We start from the raw sequence: 19,423 nt of genomic DNA, 5'->3' as shown, positions 1-19,423 counted from the left end.
GGTCAGGCGGGGCCAGGGAGGTCGGCCAGCGCGGCGAGGGCCTCCCTGTGCTCTCCGGGGGTTCCGAGAGCGATCTCGGCCGACTTGGCGCGCTTGAGGAACAGGTGGAGCGGGTGCTCCCAGGTCATCCCGATCCCTCCGTGGAGCTGCACGGCCTCCTCGGCCACGTGGACCGCCACGCCCGCGTTCCACGCCTGCGCCACCGCCGCCGACATCGCCGCGCCGTCCGTCGCGCCGCGCGCCGCGGCGCGGGCGCGCACGACGTCGAGCCACAGGTCGGCGAGCCTGTGCTTGATCGCCTGGAAGGAGCCGACAGGCCTGGCGAACTGGTAGCGCTCCTTCACGTAGGCGAGCGTCGTCTCCAGGCACCACTCGGCCACGCCGAGCTGCTCGGAGGCCAGCAGCCCTGCCCCGAACCGCAGGGTCTCGGCCACGTCGACCGCGCCCAGCGGCTCGGCGACGGAGCCGGCGAAGGTGACCGTGGCGATCGGCCTGGTGAGGTCGAGCGAGGGCGCGACCTCGACGGTGGCCTCCGCGGCGGGGACCGCGTGCAGCGTCCCCTTCACGGGGACGAGCAGCACGTCGGCCACGTCCGCCCCCGCCACCGCGCCCACGACGCCGGTCAGCCGGCCGTCCGTGGCGCTGACCTGCCCGCCGGCCTCTCTGTACGGTGAGGCGGAGAAGGGCACGACGAGGGCGACGGTGAGATCGCCCTCCGCCACGCCGCGCAGCAGCTCGCCCGCCCCCACCTGGAGCAGCGCGTGGGTGGCCAGAACCGAGCTGGTGAAGAACGGGACGGGCGTCACGGCCCTGCCCAGCTCCTCCAGCACGACCGCGGCCTCGCGCGCGGAGGCGCCCGCCCCGCCGTACTCCTCGGGGACCAGCAGCCCCGCCACCCCGATGTCGCGCGCCAGCGTCTTCCACAGGCCCAGGTCGTACGGCGCGCCCTCGACCCTGGCCAGCACGGCGGCAGGAGGGCAGCGGTCGGCGAGCAGGTCGCGCACGGCGGCCCGCAGCTCGTCCTCGACGTCGGTGTAGAGCAGCGTCATCGCGGCAGGTCCTTCCAGGGCACGTCCTTGTCGACGCGGGGTTCGGAGGGCAGGCCGAGCACGCGCTCGGCGATGATGTTCCGCAGGATCTCCGAGGTGCCGCCCTCGATGGAGTTGCCCTTGGCGCGCAGGTAGCGGTAGCCGGGGTCGCGGCCGAGGAAGTCGACCGACTCCGAACGGCGGAAGGCCCAGTCGTCGTAGCCCAGGTCGCGGTTGAACTCGACCTCGAACCCTGTGAGCTCCTGGTTGAGCTTGGCGAACGACAGCTTCATGCCCGAGCCCTCGGGTCCGGGCTGTCCGGCGGCGAGCTGCTCGCGCAGCCGTACCCCTGAAAGGCGGGTGACCTCGGCCTCCACCCACAGCGAGAGCAGGCGCTGGTGAAGGTCGTGGGTGCGCAGCTCGGGGTGCTCGCGCCAGGCGTCGGCGACCAGGCCGATCATGCCGCCGCCCCTGCGGACGGGCGCGCCGCCGATGGCCACGCGCTCGTTCATGAGCGTGGTCTGGGCGACCCGCCAGCCGTCGCCGACCTCGCCGAGCCGCAGGTCGTCCGACAGGCGCACTCCGGTGAGGAAGACCTCGTTGAACTCGGCCTCGCCGGTGATCTGGCGAAGCGGCCGCACGTCCACGCCGGGGGCGTGCATGTCGCAGATGAAGTACGTCATGCCGCGGTGCTTGGGCACGTCGGGGTCGGTCCTGGCGACGAGGATCGCCCAGCGCGCGTGGTGGGCGCCCGACGTCCAGACCTTCTGCCCGTCGACGACCCACTCGTCACCGTCCCTGACGGCGCGCGTGGCGAGCGTGGCGAGGTCGGATCCGGCGCCGGGCTCGCTGAAGAGCTGGCACCAGATCTCCTCGCCCGTCCACAGCGGGCGCAGGAAGCGCTTCTTCTGCTCCTCTGTGCCGAAGGCCAGGATCGTGGGCGCCGCCATGCCCAGGCCGATCGCCTGCACGCCGGTGTCGAGCTGCGGGGTGTGCGCGAGCGCGCGCTCCACCTCCTGCTGCATCTCGCGCGGCGCGCCGAGGCCGCCGAGGCCCACGGGGAAGTGCACCCACGCCAGGCCCGCGTCGAACCTGGCGCGCAGGAACTCCAGCCGGTCGCCGGGCGCGTTCTCGAGGAATCTGTCGACTACATCCACTTCTTGAGCTCCCTGTGCGCGAGCGACCTCTTGTGCACCTCGTCGGGGCCGTCGGCGAAGCGCAGCGAGCGCACTCCCGCCCAGAGCCCTGCCAGCGGGAAGTCCTGGCTGACGCCGCCCGCGCCATGGACCTGGATGGCCTTGTCGAGGATCCATTCGACGGTCTTGGGGGTGGCGATCTTGATGGCCTGGATCTCGGTGTGGGCGCCCTTGTTGCCGACGGTGTCCATCAGCCAGGCGGTCTTGAGCACCAGCAACCTGAGCTGCTCGACGCGCACCCTCGACTCGGCGATCCAGTCCTGGACGACGCCCTGCTCGGCGATCGTCTTGCCGAACGCCGTGCGCGCGATGGCGCGCCTGCACATCAGCTCGATGGCGCGCTCCGCCATGCCGATCATGCGCATGCAGTGGTGGATGCGGCCAGGCCCGAGCCTGGCCTGGGCGATCGCGAAGCCGCCGCCCTCCTCGCCGATCAGGTTGTCGGCAGGCACCCGCACGTCCTCGAAGACCACCTCGGCGTGACCGCCGTGGTCGGCGTCGCTGTAGCCGAAGACGTGCATGCCTCGCTTGATGTGCAGACCGGGGGTGTCGCGCGGGACGAGCACCATGCTCTGCTGCCGGTGCTTGGGCGCGTCGGGGTTGGACTTGCCCATGACGATGAGGATCTTGCAGTTCGGGTTCATCGCTCCGGAGATGAACCACTTGCGCCCGTTGATGACGTACTCGGCGCCGTCCTTGATGATCTGGGTGGAGATGTTGGTGGCGTCCGAGGAGGCGACGTCGGGCTCGGTCATCGCGAACGCGGAACGGATCTCGCCGTCGAGCAGCGGGCGCAGCCACTCCTTGCGCTGCCACTCGCTGCCGAACCCGGCCAGCACCTCCATGTTGCCGGTGTCGGGCGCGGCGCAGTTCGTCGCCGTCGGAGCGATGCTCGGACTCCGCCCCATGATCTCGGCGAGCGGCGCGTACTGGAGGTTCGTCAGGCCCGCTCCGTGGTCACCGGGCAGGAAGAGATTCCACAGACCCCGCTTGCGGGCCTCCTCCTTGAGATCGGCCATCAGCGGGGGACTCCCCCAGCCGCTGGTCGCCGCCTGCTCCTCGAAGGCTTCCTCGGCCGGGTAGACGCATTCGTCCATGAAGCGCAGCAGTCGCTCGCGCAGGTCCTCGGTGACGCTGTCGAAGGCGAAGTCCATGAGCCGACCCTACCGACCGGCCGGTATGGCTGTCGACAAGTGGTCCCGCGAAATTTCGCACCGGTGGCCATAAGAGCAGGTGGGAGCGGTCGATACGGTGTCCGGCATGACCGCGAAGCTGCCCTCTCCCGTCGTGCTCGAGAACGCCGTCGTACGGCTGGAGCCGCTCACCTATGACCACGTCACCGACCTCTTCCTCGCGGGAGGAGGAGACGACGAGGTCTGGCGCTGGCTGTCCGTCGCCACACCGCGCACCGCCGAGCAGCTCGCGTCGGTGGCCGCCGAGGTGATCGAGAGCCCCAAGTACGCGGCGCACGCGGTCGTCCTGAAGGAGAGCGGCAGGGCGGTCGGCTGGACGACCTACCTCGACGTGCCCGGCTTCGACCAGAGCGTGGAGATCGGCTGGACGTGGTACGGCAGGGCGGTGTGGCGCACGGCGGTCAACACCTCGTGCAAGGTGCTGCTCATCGACCACGCCTTCGACGTGATCGGCTACAACCGCGTGCAGCTGAAGACGGACCACCTGAACACGAGGTCGCAGGCGGCGATCAGGCGCATCGGCGGGGTGCACGAGGGCACGCTGCGCAGGCACAGGCCGCGCCCCGACGGCACGTGGCGCGACACGGTCGTCTTCGGCATCCTCGACGACGAGTGGCCCGCCCACCGCGCCAGGCTCACCCGGGCCGCCTCCGCCTGAGCACGGCCCGTCACCTGAGCATGCCGGAAAGGAACTCCGTCAAACCCGCGGTGAGGTCCTCGATCGAGGGGGTCACTCCGGCGCCCGCGATCGCGTCGAACATGATGCCCTCGCCGTAGGCCACCAGCTGCCGGCCGTGCCGTACGGGGTCCTGCGAGCCCGCCGCGGCCAGCAGCGCGACCGCGGGCTCGCGGAACCTGGCGCCCACCCTGTCGTAGATCTCACGCAGCTCGGGACGGCGCGTCGCCTCCAGCGCCAGCTCGTAGCGGGCCAACGTGCGCCGCCTGTCACTCAACTGGACGACCAGCACCTCGGCCATCAGCCCCACGAGCTCGCCGAGCCCCATCGCCCTCACTCCATCGACCCCCTGAGCGGCCCCGGCGGGAGAGAACCCGCCGCCCCCCTCAGCGGCCCCGGCGGACGGAAACCCGCCGGCTCCCTCAGCGGCCCCGGCGGGAGGGAGACCGCCGGACCTCTCCGCGGCCTTCGCAGGCGGGGAGGCGTCGGCTGCCGGGGTGGCCCCTGCGCGCCGAGGCCCATCGGTCTCCGCGGTGGCGCCGGGAGTGGGGAAGCCGCCCGCCTCGATGGCCGGGGCGAAGGCGTACTCCTCCAGCTCCGTCAGCCGCAGCAACGTCAATTCCAGAAGGGCCGCACGCGTCCGGGCGAGGTTGGAGGTGGAGCCCGGCGGCAGCCCCGCCAGCTCGTCCACCGCCCTGTGGGTCAGGCCGCGCATGCCGCGCTCGGCGAGCAGGGTGATGGCCGCCTCCGCGACGGTCTCCGAACGTTTCACGAAGCAAAGACTACACTTGTAGTCCAACTACGCCTGTAGTAGCGTCGCGAACTACAGACGTAGTAAGGAAGTGGGGCGGCATGTCCAGAGCTGTGGTGATCGGGGCGGGCATCGGCGGGCTGACAGCAGCCGTCGCGCTGGAGCGGCGCGGGTGGCAGGTGACCGTCCTGGAGCGCGCGGCAGGGCTCGAACCTGTGGGTTCGGGCCTGGCGATCGCCTCCAACGCACTGAAGGCGCTCGACACGATCGAGCTGGGCGACGAGGTCCGCCGGCTCTCCAGGCTCCAGGGCAGGGGCGGCGTCCGCACGTGGCGCGGCAGGTGGCTGATCCACACCACCGAGGAGAAGGCGGCGGCCCGCTACGGCGACTCCGGCGCCATCATGCTGCGCGCCACCCTCATGGACCTGCTGGCCGACCGGGTCGGAGACCTGCGTCTCGGCACCGCGGTCACCGGCGTCGACGCCGAGAAGGGCGTGGTCAGCACGGTCACCGGCCAGGGCGGGGCCGGTGGCGAGTTCGAGGCCGAGCTGGTGATCGCGGGCGACGGCATCAACTCCGCCACGCGCAGGACACTCTTCCCCGGCCACCCCGACCCGGTCTACTCGGGCGTGACCGCGTGGCGGGTGCTGGTCCCCAACCCGGGCGGCCTCGTCGTCGAGAGCACCGAGTCGTGGGGCAGGGGCCTGGTCGTCGGCGTCCACGCGCTGGCCGGCGACCTCGTCTACCTCTACGCCACCGACCTGGCGCCCGCCGGAGAGCCCCACGGAGACGAGCGGGCGGGGCTGCTGCGCAGGTTCGGCGACTGGCACCGGCCCATCCCCGCGCTCCTGGAGTCGGCCAGGCCGGAGAACATCATCCGCAACGACGTCTACTACCTCGGCACGCCACTGCCGGCCATGCACAGGGGAAGGGTGGCGCTGCTCGGCGACGCCGCGCACCCCATGACGCCGAACCTGGGTCAGGGCGCGTGCCAGGCCATCGAGGACGCGATCGTCCTGGCCGCCAACGCGCGGAACCTGCCCGCCTACACCGAGGCGAGGCTGGCGCGTACCTCGAAGGTGGTGGCGCAGTCGACGAAGATCTGCAGGGCCACCACGATACGCAACCCGCTGGCCGTACGGCTGCGCGACATGGGCATGTCGCTGGCCGGCAGGCTCAGCTCCGATCTGATGCTGCGCTCGATGGATGAGGTACTGGGATGGACACCTCCGGAGTCGGCCTGGACTGGTCAGGGGCGAGACGCCCGAGTGTGATCGTGCCGCCGACCGTGAGCGCCGCCGCGAGCAGCGCGGGCACGGCCGTGGAGGGAGAGGTGGGCAGCGGCTCGCCCAGCAGGATCGCGCCGGCGAGCACCGAGGTGATCGGGTCGATGACCTGCACTCCCGCGTAGGCGATGCCGAAGTAGCCGACCGCGTAGGAGCGCTGCAGCAGCACCACCGCGCAGACCAGCAGGAGGGGGATGGCCAGCGTGAACCAGTGGACGAGCCTGGAGAGGTCCCCCTCCATGCCGCCGCCCACCACGCGGACGAACGTGGACACGCTCGCAGTCACCACCCCCGCGCCCACCGACAGCAGCAGCGCCTTGGCAGGCCCTCGCGACCTGCGCGCCGCCGCGTTCGCGACCAGCACGATCGCCCCGATGACCGCGAGGAATCCCAGGGCGGCGGCCGAGGACAGCTCCGGCCTCACGTTCGTGTGCGGCACCAGCAGCGTCAGCCAGAGCAGGCCGACCGCGACGGCGATGGATCCGAAGATCTCCGCCTTGTACGGCTTGCGGCCGTACAGGTAGGCGGCCAGCGGCACCGCGAACACCAGCGTGGCCACCGACACCGGCTGCACCACCACGAGAGGCGCGAAGCTGAGCGCCACCGCGTGGAGGCTGGCGCCGGTGAAGCCGATGACGCCGCCGATCCACCACCGGGGGCGCTTGACCAGCTTGAACGAGGCGCCCTCGGCGACCGCCTCGAACTGCTGCAGCGCGGCGCCGACCGCGTATCCCAGTGCCCCGGCGAGGGCGATGATCAGGCCTACCCATGTCATGGGCGCCCGCGCAGGGGCGTGGAACCTCTCAGGAGCATTGGTCCAGCTTAGAGTCCCTGCGCCATCGCTTGAATCAGACTTTAGGTGGACCTCTCAGGACATACGCAGAACACATGGCCCTCAGGGTCCTGCATGATGACCCACCCTTCGCCCGGCTGGAACTCGGGCCTGGTGGCGCCGATCGCCTCGTACTCCTCGACCGCCTTGGCCACGTCCGGCACGCGGAAGTCGAGGTGGAACTGCTTGTCGTCGCTCGGCCACGCGGGAGCCTTGTAGCCGGGCAGACGGCCGAAGTAGATGCTCGTGGTGCCGTCGCCGACCGCGGAGTACTCGGTCTCGGCGACCTGGATGTCGAAGCCGGTCACCTTGGACCAGAACTCCGCCATCCTGACCGGGTCCTCGCAGTCGATGGTGACGGCGATCAGGCTTGCCTTCGTTGTCATGGGCCCACCTTGGCAGGCATACCTGTCAGCTGCTGTCAGGTACAGCAGACGATAAGGTGAAGACGTGCCGTACTTCGTGATCTCTCCGCCCCCCGCGCACTAGCGGGCGGCACTCCCCTGTAGTTCTTCTCCGGATCCTGGGCGATCCGGGGGTGGTTGCCGCCCGCCTACGGGCCGAACGTCGACAACCACTCCTTCCGGAGAGATCAATGACGCAAGTTTCCGTACGGCGCGGCGTGCTGTACGTCTCGGTGGCCGCGGCCGCCTGGGGCACCGGTGGCGCGGCCGGGTCCCTGCTCTTCCAGTCCACCAGCCTCGGCCCTTTCGGGGTCTCGCTCTGGCGCTATCTGCTCGGCGCGCTCTTCCTGATCACCATCGTGCGCCGCAGGCCCGGCACCCACCGCAGGCTGCTGCTGGTGGGGGTGGGCATGGCGATCTACCAGACCGCCTATTTCGGCGCGATCGCCACCTCGGGGGTGGCCATCGCGACGGTGGTCACGATGGGCGCCACGCCTCTGTTCACGGCGGTGGGCGGCAGGCTCTTCCTCGGCGAGCGGCTCGACAGGGTCGGCACGGCCTGCGTCGGCGCCGCGCTGCTGGGGCTGGTCGTGCTCACGGCGGGCTCGAGCGGCGCCGGGCCCGAGGCCACCGCCACACTCGCCGGGGTGGGCCTCGCGCTGCTGTCCGCGGCAGGGTACGCCGCCGTCACCCTGCACTCCAGGCGGCACCACGACGACCCCTACGGCACCGCCGTCGGCGGGTTCGCGATCGGCGCGCTGTGCCTGGCGCCCTTCGCCATGACCGAGGGCATCGTTCCGCAGGTGACGCTGCCGACCGTGGCCCTGCTGCTCTACCTGGGCGCGGTGCCTACCGCCCTGGCGTACGGGCTCTACTTCAGGAGCCTGTCCGCGCTCAAGGCGACCACCGTCTCGGTGATCTCCCTGGGTGAGGCGGTCGGCGCGGCGGCCCTGGGAGTGCTGCTGTTCGGTGAGCGTCTGACGGCTCTCACCGCGGCGGGCTGCCTCGTTCTGCTCGGCGCTGTTGTCGTGCTCACCGTGCACGAGCGCGGATGAGCTAGTGTCCGGTACGGCGGGCGCCGCCGTACCGGACACGTACGGGAACCGGTGCCGACAGAGCGCTCGTTGGAGGAGTCGTGGCGTCGTTTTCCGGGTTTTTCAGGAATCTTCTGGACCGGCCAGGAGGCCTGAACCTGACCCCTTACAAGAAGATCGTCGAGGCGGCCGGCAAGCTGTCCTTCCCCGACGAGCTGCCCGAGCCGAAGATGGACGACCTGGCGCACTTCTGCGCCGTCGTGCGCGAGGCCGCCGACAGGACACTGGGGCTCAGGCCGTACGACGTGCAGTTGCTCGGCACGCTGGCGCTCCTGCACGGACACGTGGCCGAGATGGCCACCGGTGAGGGCAAGACGCTGTCGGGCGCGATGGCCGCGGCCGGCTACGCGCTGCAGGGCAAGCGCGTGCACGTGATCTCCGTCAACGACTACCTGGCGCAGCGCGACGCGGAGTGGATGGCGCCCTTCTACGAGGCGCTCGACGTCAGCGTCGGCTGGATCGGCCAGAACTCCACGCACGAGGAGCGTCGCGAGGCCTACGGCAAGGACATCTGCTACGGGCCCGTCAGCGAGATCGGCTTCGACGTGCTGCGCGACAGGATGCGCACCGACGCGGGCGAGATCATCATGCCCCCACCCGAGGTGGCGCTGGTCGACGAGGCCGACTCGGTGCTCGTGGACGAGGCGCGCGTGCCGCTGGTGCTGGCGGGCGCGGCCGACCCCGGCGACGCCGTGCCCGAGATGGCGGCGCTGGTGCGCACCCTCGTCAGGGGCTATCACTACGAGATCGACGAGCAGTCGCGCAACGTCTTCCTGACGCCGAAGGGCGCCGACAGCGTGGAGTCCATCCTCGGCGTCGACCTCTACGACGAGAACGAGCCGGGCACGCTGATCGAGCTCAACCTGGCGCTGCACGCGCACGCGCTGCTCACGCGCGACGTCGACTACATCGTGCGCGACGGCAAGGTGCAGCTCATCAACCCCTCGCGCGGGCGGGTCGCGCTGCTGCAGCGCTGGCCCGACGGGCTGCAGGCGGCGGTGGAGGCCAAGGAGACGCTCTCCCCCACGGAGAAGGGCGAGATCCTCGACCAGATCACCGTGCAGGGGCTGATCAAGCGCTACCCGCAGGTGTGCGGCATGACGGGCACCGCCGTCGCGGTCAGCGAGCAGCTCGGCGAGTTCTACGGGCTCAAGGTGGCGGTCATCCCGCCGAACAAGCCGTGTGTGCGGCTGGACGAGCCCGACCGTCTCTACCCGTCCGGGCCCGACAGGGACGCGGCGCTGGTCGAGGAGATCCAGGAGATGCACGCCACGGGGCGGCCGATCCTCATCGGCACCCTCGACGTGGCCGAGTCGGAGAACCTGGCCAAGCTGCTGCAGCGCCGCGGCATGGAGCCGGTCGTGCTCAACGCCAAGAACGACGCGGAGGAGGCCTCGATCATCGCCAGGGCGGGCTCGCTCGGCGCGATCACCGTCTCCACCCAGATGGCGGGCAGGGGCACCGACATCCGCCTCGGCGAGGGCGTGGCCGAACTCGGCGGCCTCTACGTGATCGGCTCCGGCCGGCACGTCAGCAGCCGCCTGGACGACCAGCTGCGCGGGCGCGCGGGCCGCCAGGGCGACCCGGGAGGCTCGGTCTTCTTCGCGAGCATGCGCGACGACCTGATCACCCAGTACGTGCCCGACGAGCGCCCGCCCGCCGCCGACCCCGACGGCGTCGTACGGCACCGCCGCGGCGCCTACCTCATCGCCCACGCGCAGCGCGTCGCCGAGGGCGTCAACCTGGAGATCCACCGCAACACCTGGCGCTACACCCGCCTGCTCGAGCACCAGCGCGAGCTCATCCTGGAGTGGCGTGACAAGGTCCTGCACGGCGACTCGGCCGCGCAGGCGCTGGCCAAGGCCGACCCCGAGCGCTGGGAGTCCCTCGACGAGGACACCCGCGACGATCGCGCAAGGCAGATCGTCCTGCACGCCATCGACACCTGCTGGACCGAGCACCTGGCCTTCCTGAGCGACCTGCGCGAGGGCATCCACCTGCGCGCTCTCGGGCGCATGAGCCCGGTGGACGAGTTCCAGCGCGAGGCGGTGGCGGAGTACAAGACGCTGCTGGCCGAGGTGGAGCGGCGCTCGCTCGAGTCGTTCGAGGACCCCGCCCGTGACCTGAAGCGCCCCTCGGCGACATGGACGTACATGGTGCAGGAAAACCCGTTCGGCACCGAATGGGACCGCATCCTCAAGAGAGTTACCTCGGCGGTCCGGCACGGTTAAATACCCTTTTACCTGGCCATTTCCCGAAACCGATTGGACGGCGGCGCTGTTTCCCGCGCGCGGATTGATTGATGGGGAATTGCCGGGGTAGTGGGGGCGGGCCCGAACAAGACGAAAGAAGAGAGGGAGAGAGCACCTATGGAGCTCTGGAACTATCGTCCTGACGTCTACGACCGCAACCAGAGTCTGGACCTCGTGGGATACCACGTCCAGGCGACGGACGGCAAGATCGGGTCAATCGACGAGGCGACCTACGAGGTCGGCGAGAGCTACGTCATCATCGACACCGGACCGTGGATCTTCGGTAAGAAGGTCATGCTGCCCGGCTCGGTGATTACCCGCATCGACCCGCAGGAGCGCAACGTCTACGTCTCCAGGACGAAGGAAGAGATCAAGAACGCCCCCGAGTTCGACGAGGGCTCGTTCAAGGAGCCGGACTACCGGCAGCGGCTGGGCGACTACTACGGCCGCTTCCCCCAGACCTTCTGACACAGGAGGCAGAAGGGCCGCGCCCCGCAGGGGGCGCGGCCCCTTTCTCATTGCCGGCTTCTCACGACTGGTTTCTCACGGCCAGGTGTCTCATCCCTGGTGTCACATGGCCGGGGCCGTCACGGCCACCTGTCGTCCATCACCGCCTCGACCGGCTTGTCGATGACCTCCAGGCGTTCCAGCAGCGTCAGGAAGGTGAAGGCATAGGGAGAGTGCTCGGTGACCGCCGCCACCCTGTTCCAGTCGACCTGCTCACGCAGCGCGCGCACCTGCGGAAGCAGAGATCCGTAGTCGCAGGCGTGCTCCGACATCGGCAGCAGCCAGGAGATCACCAGGTCGGTGGCCTCCAGTACCGGCACGATCACCGCCGAGGCCTTCAGCGGCTCGGCCCTGGCCAGCAACTCTTCGGTGACCGGCCGGTCGGAGACCCTGAAGATGAGGTCCACCAGACGGCCCTCGTCGTACGCCTTCACCAGCCAGTCCTCGGGCGGTTTCGCGGTGGTGAAACCGACCCTGATCAGCGCCTCCAGCGCGGCGGGCACGTCCTTCTCCATGATCACGAAATCCACGTCGTGCAGGGAAGGGGCGGCTCCTCTCGCATAGGCGGCGCAACCTCCCGCGAGCGCGAACCGCACGCCCGCGTCCTTGAGCCCGGAGCTGGCTCGCTTCAACGTCTCCAAGATCGAATCGGTGACCTCGTGGCTGTGGCTGCCCATGTGGCGACAGCTACCCGCACGATCGGCGACTAGACCTGCCCGGTGGGGGTAGCGAGCCCTCCATGACAGAGATCACCGAGGAGTACGGCCGCCCTGTCGGCGGCTACCTGCGGATCATGGCGGCGTACGGCGGAGCCGTCACGGCCGCGGTCGCGCTGGCCGCCTTCCTGGGCAAGAAGCCGCCCGAGCGGGTGGGCGTTCTCGATCTCTTCCTCATGGGCGTGAGCACCCATCGGCTGTCGCGCACGCTGGCCAAGGACAGCGTGACGAGCCCGCTGCGCGCCCCGTTCACCAGGTTCAAAGGGGTGAGCGGCCCCGCCGAGCTGAAGGAGGAGCCGCGCAGCGCGATGGGCGAGCTGCTCGCCTGCCCCTTCTGCCTGGCCCAGTGGATCGCCACCGCCTACGCCGCGGGCCTGGTCTTCGCCCCCCGGATGACCCGCCTGGCGGGCTCGACGATGACGGCCGTGGCCGTCTCCGACTGGTTGCAGTTCGGCTATGCCAAGCTCATGAAGGAGGCCGAGTGAGGGAGTCTCACGGTGAACCCGGCGAGAGCCACAAGGAGCGGGTGGACCGCGAGCTGGCCGAGTTGCTGCAGGGGCTGCGGGTGGCGGTCACCGGGGTGCAGGTGCTGTTCGCCTTCCTGCTCACGCTCCCCTTCCAGGCAGGCTTCCCCAGGGTCGACACGCTGGGCCGCTGGCTGTTCTTCGTCTCGCTGATGGCCGCGGCGTTCGCCTCGGTCTGCTTCATCACCCCCGCCGCCCAGCATCGGCTCTTCTTCCGCACGGGGCTGAAGGAGAAGATGCTGCACAGGGCCAACGAGCTGGGCGTGGCGGGCGCGGTGTTCCTCCTGATCGCGATGACCAGCGCGGTCGCGCTGGTCACCGAGACCGTGATCAACAACTGGCCCGCCGCGCTGTTCGCCGGCGCCGTGGCGGTGAGCGGCGCGTGGTTCTGGATCCTCCAGCCGCTCGTGGACCTCTACCGCAACCGCGGCAGAACCTCCTCGGAGTAGAACGAGAAGAACGCGTCCTGGTCGGGTCCGATCTGGCTGATGTACACCTCGTCGAACCCGGCCTCGACGTACTTCCTGATGGCCTCGACGTGGACCTCGGGGTCGGGCCCGCAGGGGCTCGACCCCGCCGCCTCCTCCTCGGTGACCATCTCTGCCAGCTGCTCGAAGTGCCTGGGCAGCGGCAGGAGCTGAGCGGCCTCGCCCTTGATGCCCTGCGTGGGCCACAGCCGGTGGATCGTCGCCCTGGCCTGCGCCTCGTCAGGGGCGTAGCAGACCTTGAGACCGCCCGCCGCCGGCTTGCCCTCGCCGCCCGACTTGTGGAACAGCTCCACCATCTCGGCGGCGGGGCCGGTGGAGATGTAGCCGTCGGCGATGCGGCCTGCCAGCTCGACGGACTTGGCGCCGAACCCTGACATGTAGATCGGCGGCGGCTGGTCGGGCAGGGTGTAGAGCCTGGCCGTGTCGACGCGGTAGTGGGCGCCCCTGTGCGTGACGAGGTCTCCCTGCCACAGCTTGCGCATGACCTCGACGGCCTCTTCGAGCATCTCCAGGCGCTCCTCGGCCGGCGGCCACGCCGAACCGGTGATGTGTTCGTTGAGCGCCTCCCCCGTGCCGACGCCCAGGCGGAAGCGGCCCTCGGTCATCGCGGCGCTGGTGGCGGCGGCCTGGGCGATGACGGCCGGGTGGATGCGGACCAGCGGGCACGTGACGGCGGTGGTGACGGGCAGCCGGGTGGTGGCCGCGACGCCGCCGATGACCGACCACACGAACGGGCTGTGGCCCTGCTCGTCGAGCCACGGGTGATAGTGGTCGGAGATCCACAGCGCCTCGAAGCCCGAGCGCTCGGCCAGCTGGGCCTGCCGTACGAGCTCGTTGGGGCCGTGTTCCTCCGATGCCAGGAAATAGCCGAATGTTGTCATGAATCGGCCCATTCCCGCCGGGTTGAATGTTAGACGGCTTTCCTCTGGGGCAGCTCAGTTCCCATGGCTACTTTGCTCTGGATCATCGCAGTAATCCTCGTCATCGCTGGGATCTACGTGATCCTGGCCCGTCGCGACATTCTCTGGGGAATCGTCCTCATCGTACTCGGATTCCTCGTCGGCCCCGGAGGCGTCAGTATTTTCAACGTATGACCACCTCGGGTGGGCAGGGACGAGCGCCCTGTCTGCCTGAGGCTTTGCCCAAAATAAGATATGGCCCTGCCTTTCTGCCCTCCAGCGGGGCACAAGGCACACGTGAGCCAGGACAGCACGGCCACCAAGGCCATGATCAGGGACCAGCTCGCCGTCCTCCGCAGGCGGATGCGGCGTGAGGCCGCCATCGACGAGGCGGTCTGCAGGCTCGCGGCGCGGATGAACCTCCGCCCCGACGAGGCGGCCGACCACCTCAGGCGGCTCTCGCGCGACAGCGGAATCGACCTGCTGGAGGTCGCCAGGGACGTCACCCCGCCGCCCCTGGCGCAGGCGGAGACGCGCGAGCTCGTCGTCCCCGCGTGGATGACGGGGGTGCTGGAGGCGTTGCACGCCTCCGCCGCCTACCTGGTGCCCGTCAAGGACGCGGGAGGGCGGGTGGTGGACTTCCTGATCGCCGCCACCAACCGGCACACAAAAGACGTCACAGGCCGCGGAGCAGACCAGCTCCGCGGCCGTCGTCTCGTCGAGACCAGTCCTGGCGTGGTGAAGTCGGGCGTCCTCGACGACTACCTGTCCGTCTACGAGAGCGGCGCCCCGCTCACGCGCGGTCCGCTGGAGTTCGTGGAGGCCCGCGACGGGCTGCTCTGGCCCGCCTCCATCATGGTGCGGGCGGTCAGGGCGGGCGGCGGGGTGCTGGCCAGCTGGCGCACCCTCGACGACGAGGAGCGGCTGGTCGCCGGGTGGGAGAGGGCGCAGCGGATCGCCGAACTCGGCTGGGGCGAGTGGAACCTGGCCACGGGCACGGCGGTGTGGACCCAGCAGATGTACGAGATGTTCGGCAGGCGCCCCGCGGAGGGCCCGATCAGGCTCGAGGACCTGCCGGCCGCGGTCGTGGCCGAGGACGTCCCGCTCGTGGACGAGCAGATGCGCACGCTGCTGAGGTACCGCGAGGCCACCGAGAACGAGTACCGGGTCCAGAACAGGTACGGCCTGCGCCACCTGCGCACCGTGAGCGAGCCGATCCTCGACGAGGACGGCCTGCCGGTGAAGATCCGGATGCTGGTCCAGGACACCACCGCCGGCCGCCGCAGGGAGAGAGCGCTGGCTGTCGCCCATGAGCAGGTCGTCACGCAGCGGCAGCGGGCCGAGGAGGAGCACCAGGTCGCCGTCCGGCTCCAGGACTCCATCCTTCCCAGGCGCACGGGCGTGCTCGACCTGCCCGGACTGCGGATGGGCCTGCGCTACCGGCCCGCCGAGGACGTGCTGAGGCTGGGCGGCGACTGGTTCAAGGCCAGGCCGCTGCCCGACGGCAGGGTCCTGCTGGCCATCGGCGACGCCATGGGGCACGGCCTGACCGCCGTCGGCCTGATGGCCCAGATGAGGTACGGCCTGGCCGGCCTGGCCTACACCAAGGCGGACGCCGCCCAGCTGGCCACCTGGCTCAACGACCTGATGTACCACAACAACGAGGGCGTCACCGCGACGGGCACCGCGATCATCGGGCACTTCGACCCCGCCGACAGGACCCTGACGTGGACCAGTGCGGGTCATCCCTCCCCCGTGCTCGTGCGCCAGGGCAAGGCGGCGCTGCTCGACCACTCGCCCGGCGTGATGCTGGGCGCCTTCGAGTCCATGAGTTACGAGCTGACGACCACCGTCCTCGAGTCCGGCGACGTGCTGGTGCTCTACACCGACGGCATCGTCGAGCGGCGCGGCCTCGACGTCCAGGCGGGGCTCGACGCCCTGGTCGGCGCGGCGGCCGACTGCCACACCGACGACCCTGAGGAGAGCATCGCGTGCGTGCTCGCCCGCCTGGACGGCGACATCTCCGACGACGTGTGCGTCATCGCGCTGCGGGTGCTGTAGCCCCCTCCCAGGTCCTGAGGTAGGCCTCCGCGCCCGAGGCGAGGTCGTCCACGATCGGCTGGCCCGCCAGCTGTCTCAGATCCTCGATCCAGTCGGGCACCAGGCCGTAGTGCGCCACCCCGTCGACGTTGTAGTCCCAGACCCGCTCGCCCGTGCGTGGTCTGTCCAGCGAGACGGCGCCGTCGAAGGAGAGGAAGGGGTAGGTCACGGCGCTTCCCGCCCGTGGCGCGGGCAGTGGGCCGAGCCCGTTGGCGTCCAGGCCGTAGCCGTAGCCGGGACGTCCGCTCTCCTGTCGCAGCGGCTGGGTGCGCCGCCACTCCTCGGCGAACTCCTCGGCCGCGTGGCCGTACTGGGTGACCATGCCGCCCAGGCGGTAGATGCGCGGCAGGAAGGCGGGGTCGGCCCAGCTGTGGGAGGAGATGACGCCCGGGTAGCCGGCGGCCTCGAGCAGGTCGAGAGTCTGGTCGGCGGCCTTGACGCTCATGTGGTCGATCTCGATCATCATGCCGCGCCGCATCATGCCCTCGACCATGTGGCGGCCGAGCGAGGTCAGCCCCTTGGGGTTGCAGTGCGGGGCGGGTGGGTAGACCGGCAGGCCGACGCCAGGCGGCAGCCATCGGGCCAGCTCGGGCGGGAGAACCGCGGGGGAGATCGGGTTGTCGTGCTCGGGCCCCCTGCACCTCTCGACCCGCCAGAAGCCACCCGAGGACAGCAGGTTGCCCAGGTTGACGATCGCGCCCTGGGTGCCCGAGTCGAAGCGCACGCCGCACAGCGCGTTGTCGTACTTGTGGCAGACGAACATGCTGCGCACGCCGAGCGCGTGCATCTCGTCGAGCCCTCGGTCGATCTGCGCCCTGGTGCAGTGCGGGACGCCCAGCGTGGTGCGGCAGCCGAACGGCTCGGAGGTCTCGACGCCGAGCACGACGGCGAGCTTGCCCGCCGCGATGACCTCGCGCGCCTCCTGCGGGCTCTTCACCACCCGGAACCAGCCGAGCCCAGGACCGCCTGACAGCGTGTCGATGTGGTTCTGGAGCTCGACCGTGCGCTGGGCCTCGCGCCTGATCGCCCACATCTCGTCGCAGGGGTTGCTCTTCAGCGGGTAGATCTCGCACAGCTGCCTGTTGGCCACCAGGTCGTTGACCATGACGCGCAGGCCGCCACGCCACGCGCGCTCGATCCACTCGTAGTAGGCCTGCTGGTGGGTGAGGGAGTCGTGGGCCGGCCAGTCCTTGAAGGTCGGCCAGCCGACGGGGTCGTGGGTGCCGACCGGCGAGCCCGTCCTGGTGAAGTTCTCGAACCAGGCGGCCTCGCCGTTCGGGTGGTGGTCGAGGCAGTCGAGCAGCGCGCGGGCGGCGCCTGCCGGGTCGAACGGCTTGCCGCACAGCAGCTTGCCGCCGAACGCCTCATACGACATCAGATGGCTGTGAGCGTCCACGAACCCGCGCACGGGTGCGGACGGTGCGGGCGTGGGCGCGGCCATCGCGACCGCGCCCAGCAGGGCGATGAGAGCCAGGACACGGCGGAGGACCATGCACTGACATCAACACCGCGCCACCACCCGGTCAAGACCTAACATGAGTCGGACTCACTCAGGCAGTAGATGCCGTAGGCCCTGCCCAGCACCGGCAGCGCCACGTTGCGCACCCTGATGCCGCCCGGTGTCATGCCCTTCTCCGCGCCCTTGTGCGCGTGGCCGTGGAGGATGAGATCGGCCCCGACCGTGTCGACGGCCTCGGCCAGCAGGTAGCTGCCGAGGAAGGGGTAGATCTCCAGCGGCTCGCCCTCCAGGGTCTCCTTGACCGGCGAGTAGTGCGAGAGCACGACCTTGTAGTCGGTGTCGAGCTCCTTCAGCGCGCGCTGCCAGCTGTCGGCGATGCCCCTGGTGTGGTGGACGAAGTTCTTGATCTCGCGCTCGCCGAACTCGCTGGCGCACTTGCCTGCGAAACCGCCGCCGAAGCCCTTGCCGCCCACCACGCCCAGCCGCGCGCCGCGGCAGGTGATGACGGCCGACTCGTCGTCGAGCACGATGATGCCGTTGTCGCGCAGCTCGCTCATGATCTCGTACTGCAGGTCGGAGTGGTAGTCGTGGTTGCCGAGCACGGCCACGACGGGAACCGGCAGGTCGCGGAACTCCTGACCGACCAGCCTGCCCTCCGCTATCGTCCCGTGCCTGGTGAGGTCGCCCGCCAGCAGCAGTACGTCGGCCCTGTCCTCGATTCCGGTCAACCGGGCACGATACTTGCCCTGCACGTCGTCGCCCAGGTGCACGTCACCCACGGCCGCGATACGGAGCTCAGTCAAGATGCTCATCCTCTCCGGGCTCTCGGACCTGCACGACCTGGAGCTCGTTGTGGACGTGCAGCTCGGGCGCGGCCTCCTGAGCGACCCTCTCCATCTGCCGCCTGTGTTCCTCGCCGGTGACCTGGCCGCGCAGGAACAGCTGATCCCCACGCACGTCGACGCGGATGCCCAGCTCATGGGTCCTGTCGTCCTCGGCGAGCGCCCGCTGGACGCGCGCCGCGACGTACTGCGGAGCCTCCATCGCTTCCTCCTTCGTCAAATCGCTCGCATGCCCGCTGCCGAACCGGTCAAACGGCTCTGATCAGCTCGATGACCGCCTTCTCCGGGTCTCCCTGCCCGATCGTCCTGCCCTGCTCGAAGGCCTCGATCACCCGCGGATCCACGTAGGAGGCGCGGGCGACTGCGGGGGTGTTTCCCAGGTACTCGGCCACCTCCCGCATCACCTCGCTCACGTTCGGCGTGCGGGCCAGGCCGACGGCGGCGAGCACGGTGCCGTGCCAGGTGCGGAAGTCCTTGGCCGTCGCCTCGCAGCCGAGCGTCTCGCGCACGTAGTCGTTGATGTCGGCGCTGCGGACGTCCACCCACCCGTTCTCGTCGCGGTAGCGCAGCAGCTCTCCGTCGTGCCTCAGCGCCTTCAGCGACCTGATCACCTTGCAGGCCGAGGCGTCGGTGACGCGCACCTCGCGGGGGATGTCGCCCTTGGCGGGATAGCAGAAGACGACACTGCCGTTCGCGCAGCTGACGTGGTCCATCCTGAGCGTGGCCAGGCCGTACGACTCGTACTCCTCGCCGCCCACCCTGAAGAAGCCGACGTCCAGCAGGCGCGCGGCCGCCGCGAGCACCCGCTCCCTGGTCAGCCCCTTGCTCTCCAGCTGCTCCTGGACGACCTTCCTGAAGGCCGGCAGCCGCTCGGCCATCTCCAGCACCCTGTCGAACTTGATCCGGTCCTGCTGGGCGCGCCACTCGTCGTGATAGCGGTACTGCCGCCGCCCCGCGGAGTCGGTGCCCGCGGCCTGCAGGTGCCCGTCGGGCGAGCGGCAGATCCATACGTCCTTCCAGGCCGGAGGGATCACCAGCTCCCTGATCCTGCGCAGCGTGGCCTGATCGCGCACGGGGCGCCCGTCGGGATAGGAGTAGCTGAACCCCCGCCCCCTGCGCCTGCGTCTGATTCCAGGCTCGTTCTGGTCACTGGGGTGCACGTGGCCCGGCTACCCG

The 19,423-nt window shown here is 70.1% G+C and carries 21 protein-coding genes; 9 read left to right on the top strand and 12 right to left on the bottom strand.

Features of this window, described 5'->3' with window-relative positions:
* Positions 1–2: 2 nt before the first annotated feature.
* The 3 genes from FHR33_RS34300 to FHR33_RS34290 are packed head-to-tail and all read right to left on the bottom strand — an operon-like array spanning position 3 to position 3,378.
* On the bottom strand, positions 3–1,049 hold the full coding sequence (locus FHR33_RS34300) for an acyl-CoA dehydrogenase family protein (RefSeq protein ID WP_183656703.1): 1,047 nt from the start codon (positions 1,047–1,049) through the stop codon (positions 3–5).
* On the bottom strand, positions 1,046–2,185 hold the full coding sequence (locus FHR33_RS34295) for an acyl-CoA dehydrogenase family protein (protein ID WP_350655716.1): 1,140 nt from the start codon (positions 2,183–2,185) through the stop codon (positions 1,046–1,048). The genes FHR33_RS34300 and FHR33_RS34295 overlap by 4 nt, the downstream gene beginning before the upstream one ends.
* Positions 2,176–3,378: an acyl-CoA dehydrogenase family protein gene (locus FHR33_RS34290; protein WP_183656700.1), complete on the bottom strand. Its 1,203-nt coding sequence runs from the start codon at positions 3,376–3,378 to the stop codon at positions 2,176–2,178. The genes FHR33_RS34295 and FHR33_RS34290 overlap by 10 nt, the downstream gene beginning before the upstream one ends.
* Before the next feature lie 106 nt (positions 3,379–3,484).
* Between FHR33_RS34290 and FHR33_RS34285 the strand changes: the two genes are divergently transcribed.
* Positions 3,485–4,075: a GNAT family N-acetyltransferase gene (locus FHR33_RS34285; protein WP_183656697.1), complete on the top strand. Its 591-nt coding sequence runs from the start codon at positions 3,485–3,487 to the stop codon at positions 4,073–4,075.
* Positions 4,076–4,085: 10 nt separating this feature from the next.
* On the opposite strand, the gene FHR33_RS34280 is transcribed toward FHR33_RS34285, so the two are convergent.
* Positions 4,086–4,865 carry a TetR/AcrR family transcriptional regulator gene (locus tag FHR33_RS34280; RefSeq protein ID WP_312895842.1) on the bottom strand — a complete coding sequence of 260 codons (780 nt, stop codon included), beginning with the start codon at positions 4,863–4,865 and terminating at the stop codon, positions 4,086–4,088.
* Between the two features lie 80 nt (positions 4,866–4,945).
* On the opposite strand from FHR33_RS34280, the gene FHR33_RS34275 reads away from it, so the two are divergent.
* Positions 4,946–6,118, top strand: coding sequence for an FAD-dependent monooxygenase (locus FHR33_RS34275; protein ID WP_183656694.1), 1,173 nt, complete (start codon positions 4,946–4,948; stop codon positions 6,116–6,118).
* On the opposite strand, the gene FHR33_RS34270 is transcribed toward FHR33_RS34275, so the two are convergent.
* Both FHR33_RS34270 and FHR33_RS34265 read right to left on the bottom strand, forming a co-directional pair.
* A complete protein-coding gene (locus tag FHR33_RS34270) occupies positions 6,021–6,905 on the bottom strand; it encodes a DMT family transporter (protein WP_183656691.1) in 885 nt (294 codons plus the stop codon). The two genes, FHR33_RS34275 and FHR33_RS34270, sit on opposite strands and share 98 nt — an antisense overlap.
* Positions 6,906–6,985: 80 nt before the next feature.
* Positions 6,986–7,348, bottom strand: a complete 363-nt coding sequence (locus FHR33_RS34265) for a VOC family protein (RefSeq protein WP_183656688.1) — start codon at positions 7,346–7,348, stop codon at positions 6,986–6,988.
* 209 nt (positions 7,349–7,557) lie between these two features.
* Here FHR33_RS34265 and FHR33_RS34260 point away from each other — a divergent pair, with 209 nt between their 5' ends.
* The 3 genes from FHR33_RS34260 (at position 7,558) to FHR33_RS34250 (ending at position 11,180) form a co-directional block, all read left to right on the top strand.
* Positions 7,558–8,421, top strand: a complete 864-nt coding sequence (locus FHR33_RS34260; protein ID WP_183656685.1) for a DMT family transporter — start codon at positions 7,558–7,560, stop codon at positions 8,419–8,421.
* An 80-nt stretch (positions 8,422–8,501) separates the two neighbouring features.
* Positions 8,502–10,691, top strand: coding sequence for an accessory Sec system translocase SecA2 (gene secA2 / locus FHR33_RS34255; protein ID WP_183656681.1), 2,190 nt, complete (start codon positions 8,502–8,504; stop codon positions 10,689–10,691).
* 138 nt (positions 10,692–10,829) lie between these two features.
* Positions 10,830–11,180 (top strand): PRC-barrel domain containing protein, encoded by a 351-nt coding sequence (locus tag FHR33_RS34250; RefSeq protein ID WP_183656679.1) that lies wholly within the window; start codon positions 10,830–10,832, stop codon positions 11,178–11,180.
* Positions 11,181–11,299: 119 nt separating this feature from the next.
* Here FHR33_RS34250 and FHR33_RS34245 read toward each other — a convergent pair whose 3' ends face one another.
* Complete coding sequence (locus FHR33_RS34245) at positions 11,300–11,851, bottom strand: nucleotidyltransferase family protein (RefSeq protein ID WP_246452272.1); 552 nt, start codon at positions 11,849–11,851, stop codon at positions 11,300–11,302.
* A gap of 107 nt (positions 11,852–11,958) precedes the next feature.
* Here FHR33_RS34245 and FHR33_RS34240 point away from each other — a divergent pair, with 107 nt between their 5' ends.
* Positions 11,959–12,420 carry a DUF1360 domain-containing protein gene (locus tag FHR33_RS34240; protein ID WP_183656673.1) on the top strand — a complete coding sequence of 154 codons (462 nt, stop codon included), beginning with the start codon at positions 11,959–11,961 and terminating at the stop codon, positions 12,418–12,420.
* Positions 12,417–12,908 (top strand): DUF6328 family protein, encoded by a 492-nt coding sequence (locus FHR33_RS34235; protein ID WP_183656670.1) that lies wholly within the window; start codon positions 12,417–12,419, stop codon positions 12,906–12,908. The genes FHR33_RS34240 and FHR33_RS34235 overlap by 4 nt, the downstream gene beginning before the upstream one ends.
* On the opposite strand, the gene FHR33_RS34230 is transcribed toward FHR33_RS34235, so the two are convergent.
* Positions 12,875–13,828 carry a TIGR03557 family F420-dependent LLM class oxidoreductase gene (locus FHR33_RS34230; protein ID WP_183656667.1) on the bottom strand — a complete coding sequence of 318 codons (954 nt, stop codon included), beginning with the start codon at positions 13,826–13,828 and terminating at the stop codon, positions 12,875–12,877. The two genes, FHR33_RS34235 and FHR33_RS34230, sit on opposite strands and share 34 nt — an antisense overlap.
* Before the next feature lie 63 nt (positions 13,829–13,891).
* On the opposite strand from FHR33_RS34230, the gene FHR33_RS49325 reads away from it, so the two are divergent.
* On the top strand, positions 13,892–14,041 hold the full coding sequence (locus tag FHR33_RS49325) for a GPGG-motif small membrane protein (RefSeq protein ID WP_164903902.1): 150 nt from the start codon (positions 13,892–13,894) through the stop codon (positions 14,039–14,041).
* A 102-nt stretch (positions 14,042–14,143) separates the two neighbouring features.
* Positions 14,144–15,907, top strand: coding sequence for a SpoIIE family protein phosphatase (locus FHR33_RS34225; RefSeq protein ID WP_183656665.1), 1,764 nt, complete (start codon positions 14,144–14,146; stop codon positions 15,905–15,907).
* On the opposite strand, the gene FHR33_RS34220 is transcribed toward FHR33_RS34225, so the two are convergent.
* Genes FHR33_RS34220 through FHR33_RS34205 form a run of 4 tightly spaced genes read right to left on the bottom strand, consistent with a single transcriptional unit; the run spans position 15,885 to position 19,407 of the window.
* On the bottom strand, positions 15,885–17,438 hold the full coding sequence (locus tag FHR33_RS34220; RefSeq protein WP_183656664.1) for a membrane dipeptidase: 1,554 nt from the start codon (positions 17,436–17,438) through the stop codon (positions 15,885–15,887). The genes FHR33_RS34225 and FHR33_RS34220 overlap by 23 nt on opposite strands.
* Before the next feature lie 38 nt (positions 17,439–17,476).
* Positions 17,477–18,217, bottom strand: coding sequence for a metallophosphoesterase family protein (locus FHR33_RS34215; RefSeq protein ID WP_183656662.1), 741 nt, complete (start codon positions 18,215–18,217; stop codon positions 17,477–17,479).
* Positions 18,201–18,449 (bottom strand): BON domain-containing protein, encoded by a 249-nt coding sequence (locus FHR33_RS34210; RefSeq protein WP_183656660.1) that lies wholly within the window; start codon positions 18,447–18,449, stop codon positions 18,201–18,203. The genes FHR33_RS34215 and FHR33_RS34210 overlap by 17 nt, the downstream gene beginning before the upstream one ends.
* Before the next feature lie 46 nt (positions 18,450–18,495).
* Positions 18,496–19,407, bottom strand: coding sequence for a DNA topoisomerase IB (locus tag FHR33_RS34205; RefSeq protein WP_183656658.1), 912 nt, complete (start codon positions 19,405–19,407; stop codon positions 18,496–18,498).
* Positions 19,408–19,423 lie beyond the last annotated feature (16 nt).

This window comes from Nonomuraea dietziae, assembly GCF_014195505.1.
Taxonomy (GTDB): domain Bacteria; phylum Actinomycetota; class Actinomycetes; order Streptosporangiales; family Streptosporangiaceae; genus Nonomuraea; species Nonomuraea roseola.
Note: the sequence above shows the minus strand (reverse complement) of the source record. Positions and strands in the feature narration are given on the sequence as shown.

What these genes read in the sequence shown, in the direction of transcription:
- FHR33_RS34300 (WP_183656703.1), bottom strand. Translation starts at nt 1,049, where the DNA reads ATGACGCTGCTCTACACCGACGTCGAGGACGAGCTGCGGGCCGCCGTG.
- FHR33_RS34290 (WP_183656700.1), bottom strand. Translation starts at nt 3,378, where the DNA reads ATGGACTTCGCCTTCGACAGCGTCACCGAGGACCTGCGCGAGCGACTG.
- FHR33_RS34285 (WP_183656697.1), top strand. Translation starts at nt 3,485, where the DNA reads ATGACCGCGAAGCTGCCCTCTCCCGTCGTGCTCGAGAACGCCGTCGTA.
- FHR33_RS34275 (WP_183656694.1), top strand. Translation starts at nt 4,946, where the DNA reads ATGTCCAGAGCTGTGGTGATCGGGGCGGGCATCGGCGGGCTGACAGCA.
- FHR33_RS34270 (WP_183656691.1), bottom strand. Translation starts at nt 6,905, where the DNA reads ATGACATGGGTAGGCCTGATCATCGCCCTCGCCGGGGCACTGGGATAC.
- FHR33_RS34265 (WP_183656688.1), bottom strand. Translation starts at nt 7,348, where the DNA reads ATGACAACGAAGGCAAGCCTGATCGCCGTCACCATCGACTGCGAGGAC.
- FHR33_RS34260 (WP_183656685.1), top strand. Translation starts at nt 7,558, where the DNA reads ATGACGCAAGTTTCCGTACGGCGCGGCGTGCTGTACGTCTCGGTGGCC.
- FHR33_RS34250 (WP_183656679.1), top strand. Translation starts at nt 10,830, where the DNA reads ATGGAGCTCTGGAACTATCGTCCTGACGTCTACGACCGCAACCAGAGT.
- FHR33_RS34240 (WP_183656673.1), top strand. Translation starts at nt 11,959, where the DNA reads ATGACAGAGATCACCGAGGAGTACGGCCGCCCTGTCGGCGGCTACCTG.
- FHR33_RS34230 (WP_183656667.1), bottom strand. Translation starts at nt 13,828, where the DNA reads ATGACAACATTCGGCTATTTCCTGGCATCGGAGGAACACGGCCCCAAC.
- FHR33_RS49325 (WP_164903902.1), top strand. Translation starts at nt 13,892, where the DNA reads ATGGCTACTTTGCTCTGGATCATCGCAGTAATCCTCGTCATCGCTGGG.
- FHR33_RS34220 (WP_183656664.1), bottom strand. Translation starts at nt 17,438, where the DNA reads ATGGTCCTCCGCCGTGTCCTGGCTCTCATCGCCCTGCTGGGCGCGGTC.
- FHR33_RS34215 (WP_183656662.1), bottom strand. Translation starts at nt 18,217, where the DNA reads ATGAGCATCTTGACTGAGCTCCGTATCGCGGCCGTGGGTGACGTGCAC.
- FHR33_RS34210 (WP_183656660.1), bottom strand. Translation starts at nt 18,449, where the DNA reads ATGGAGGCTCCGCAGTACGTCGCGGCGCGCGTCCAGCGGGCGCTCGCC.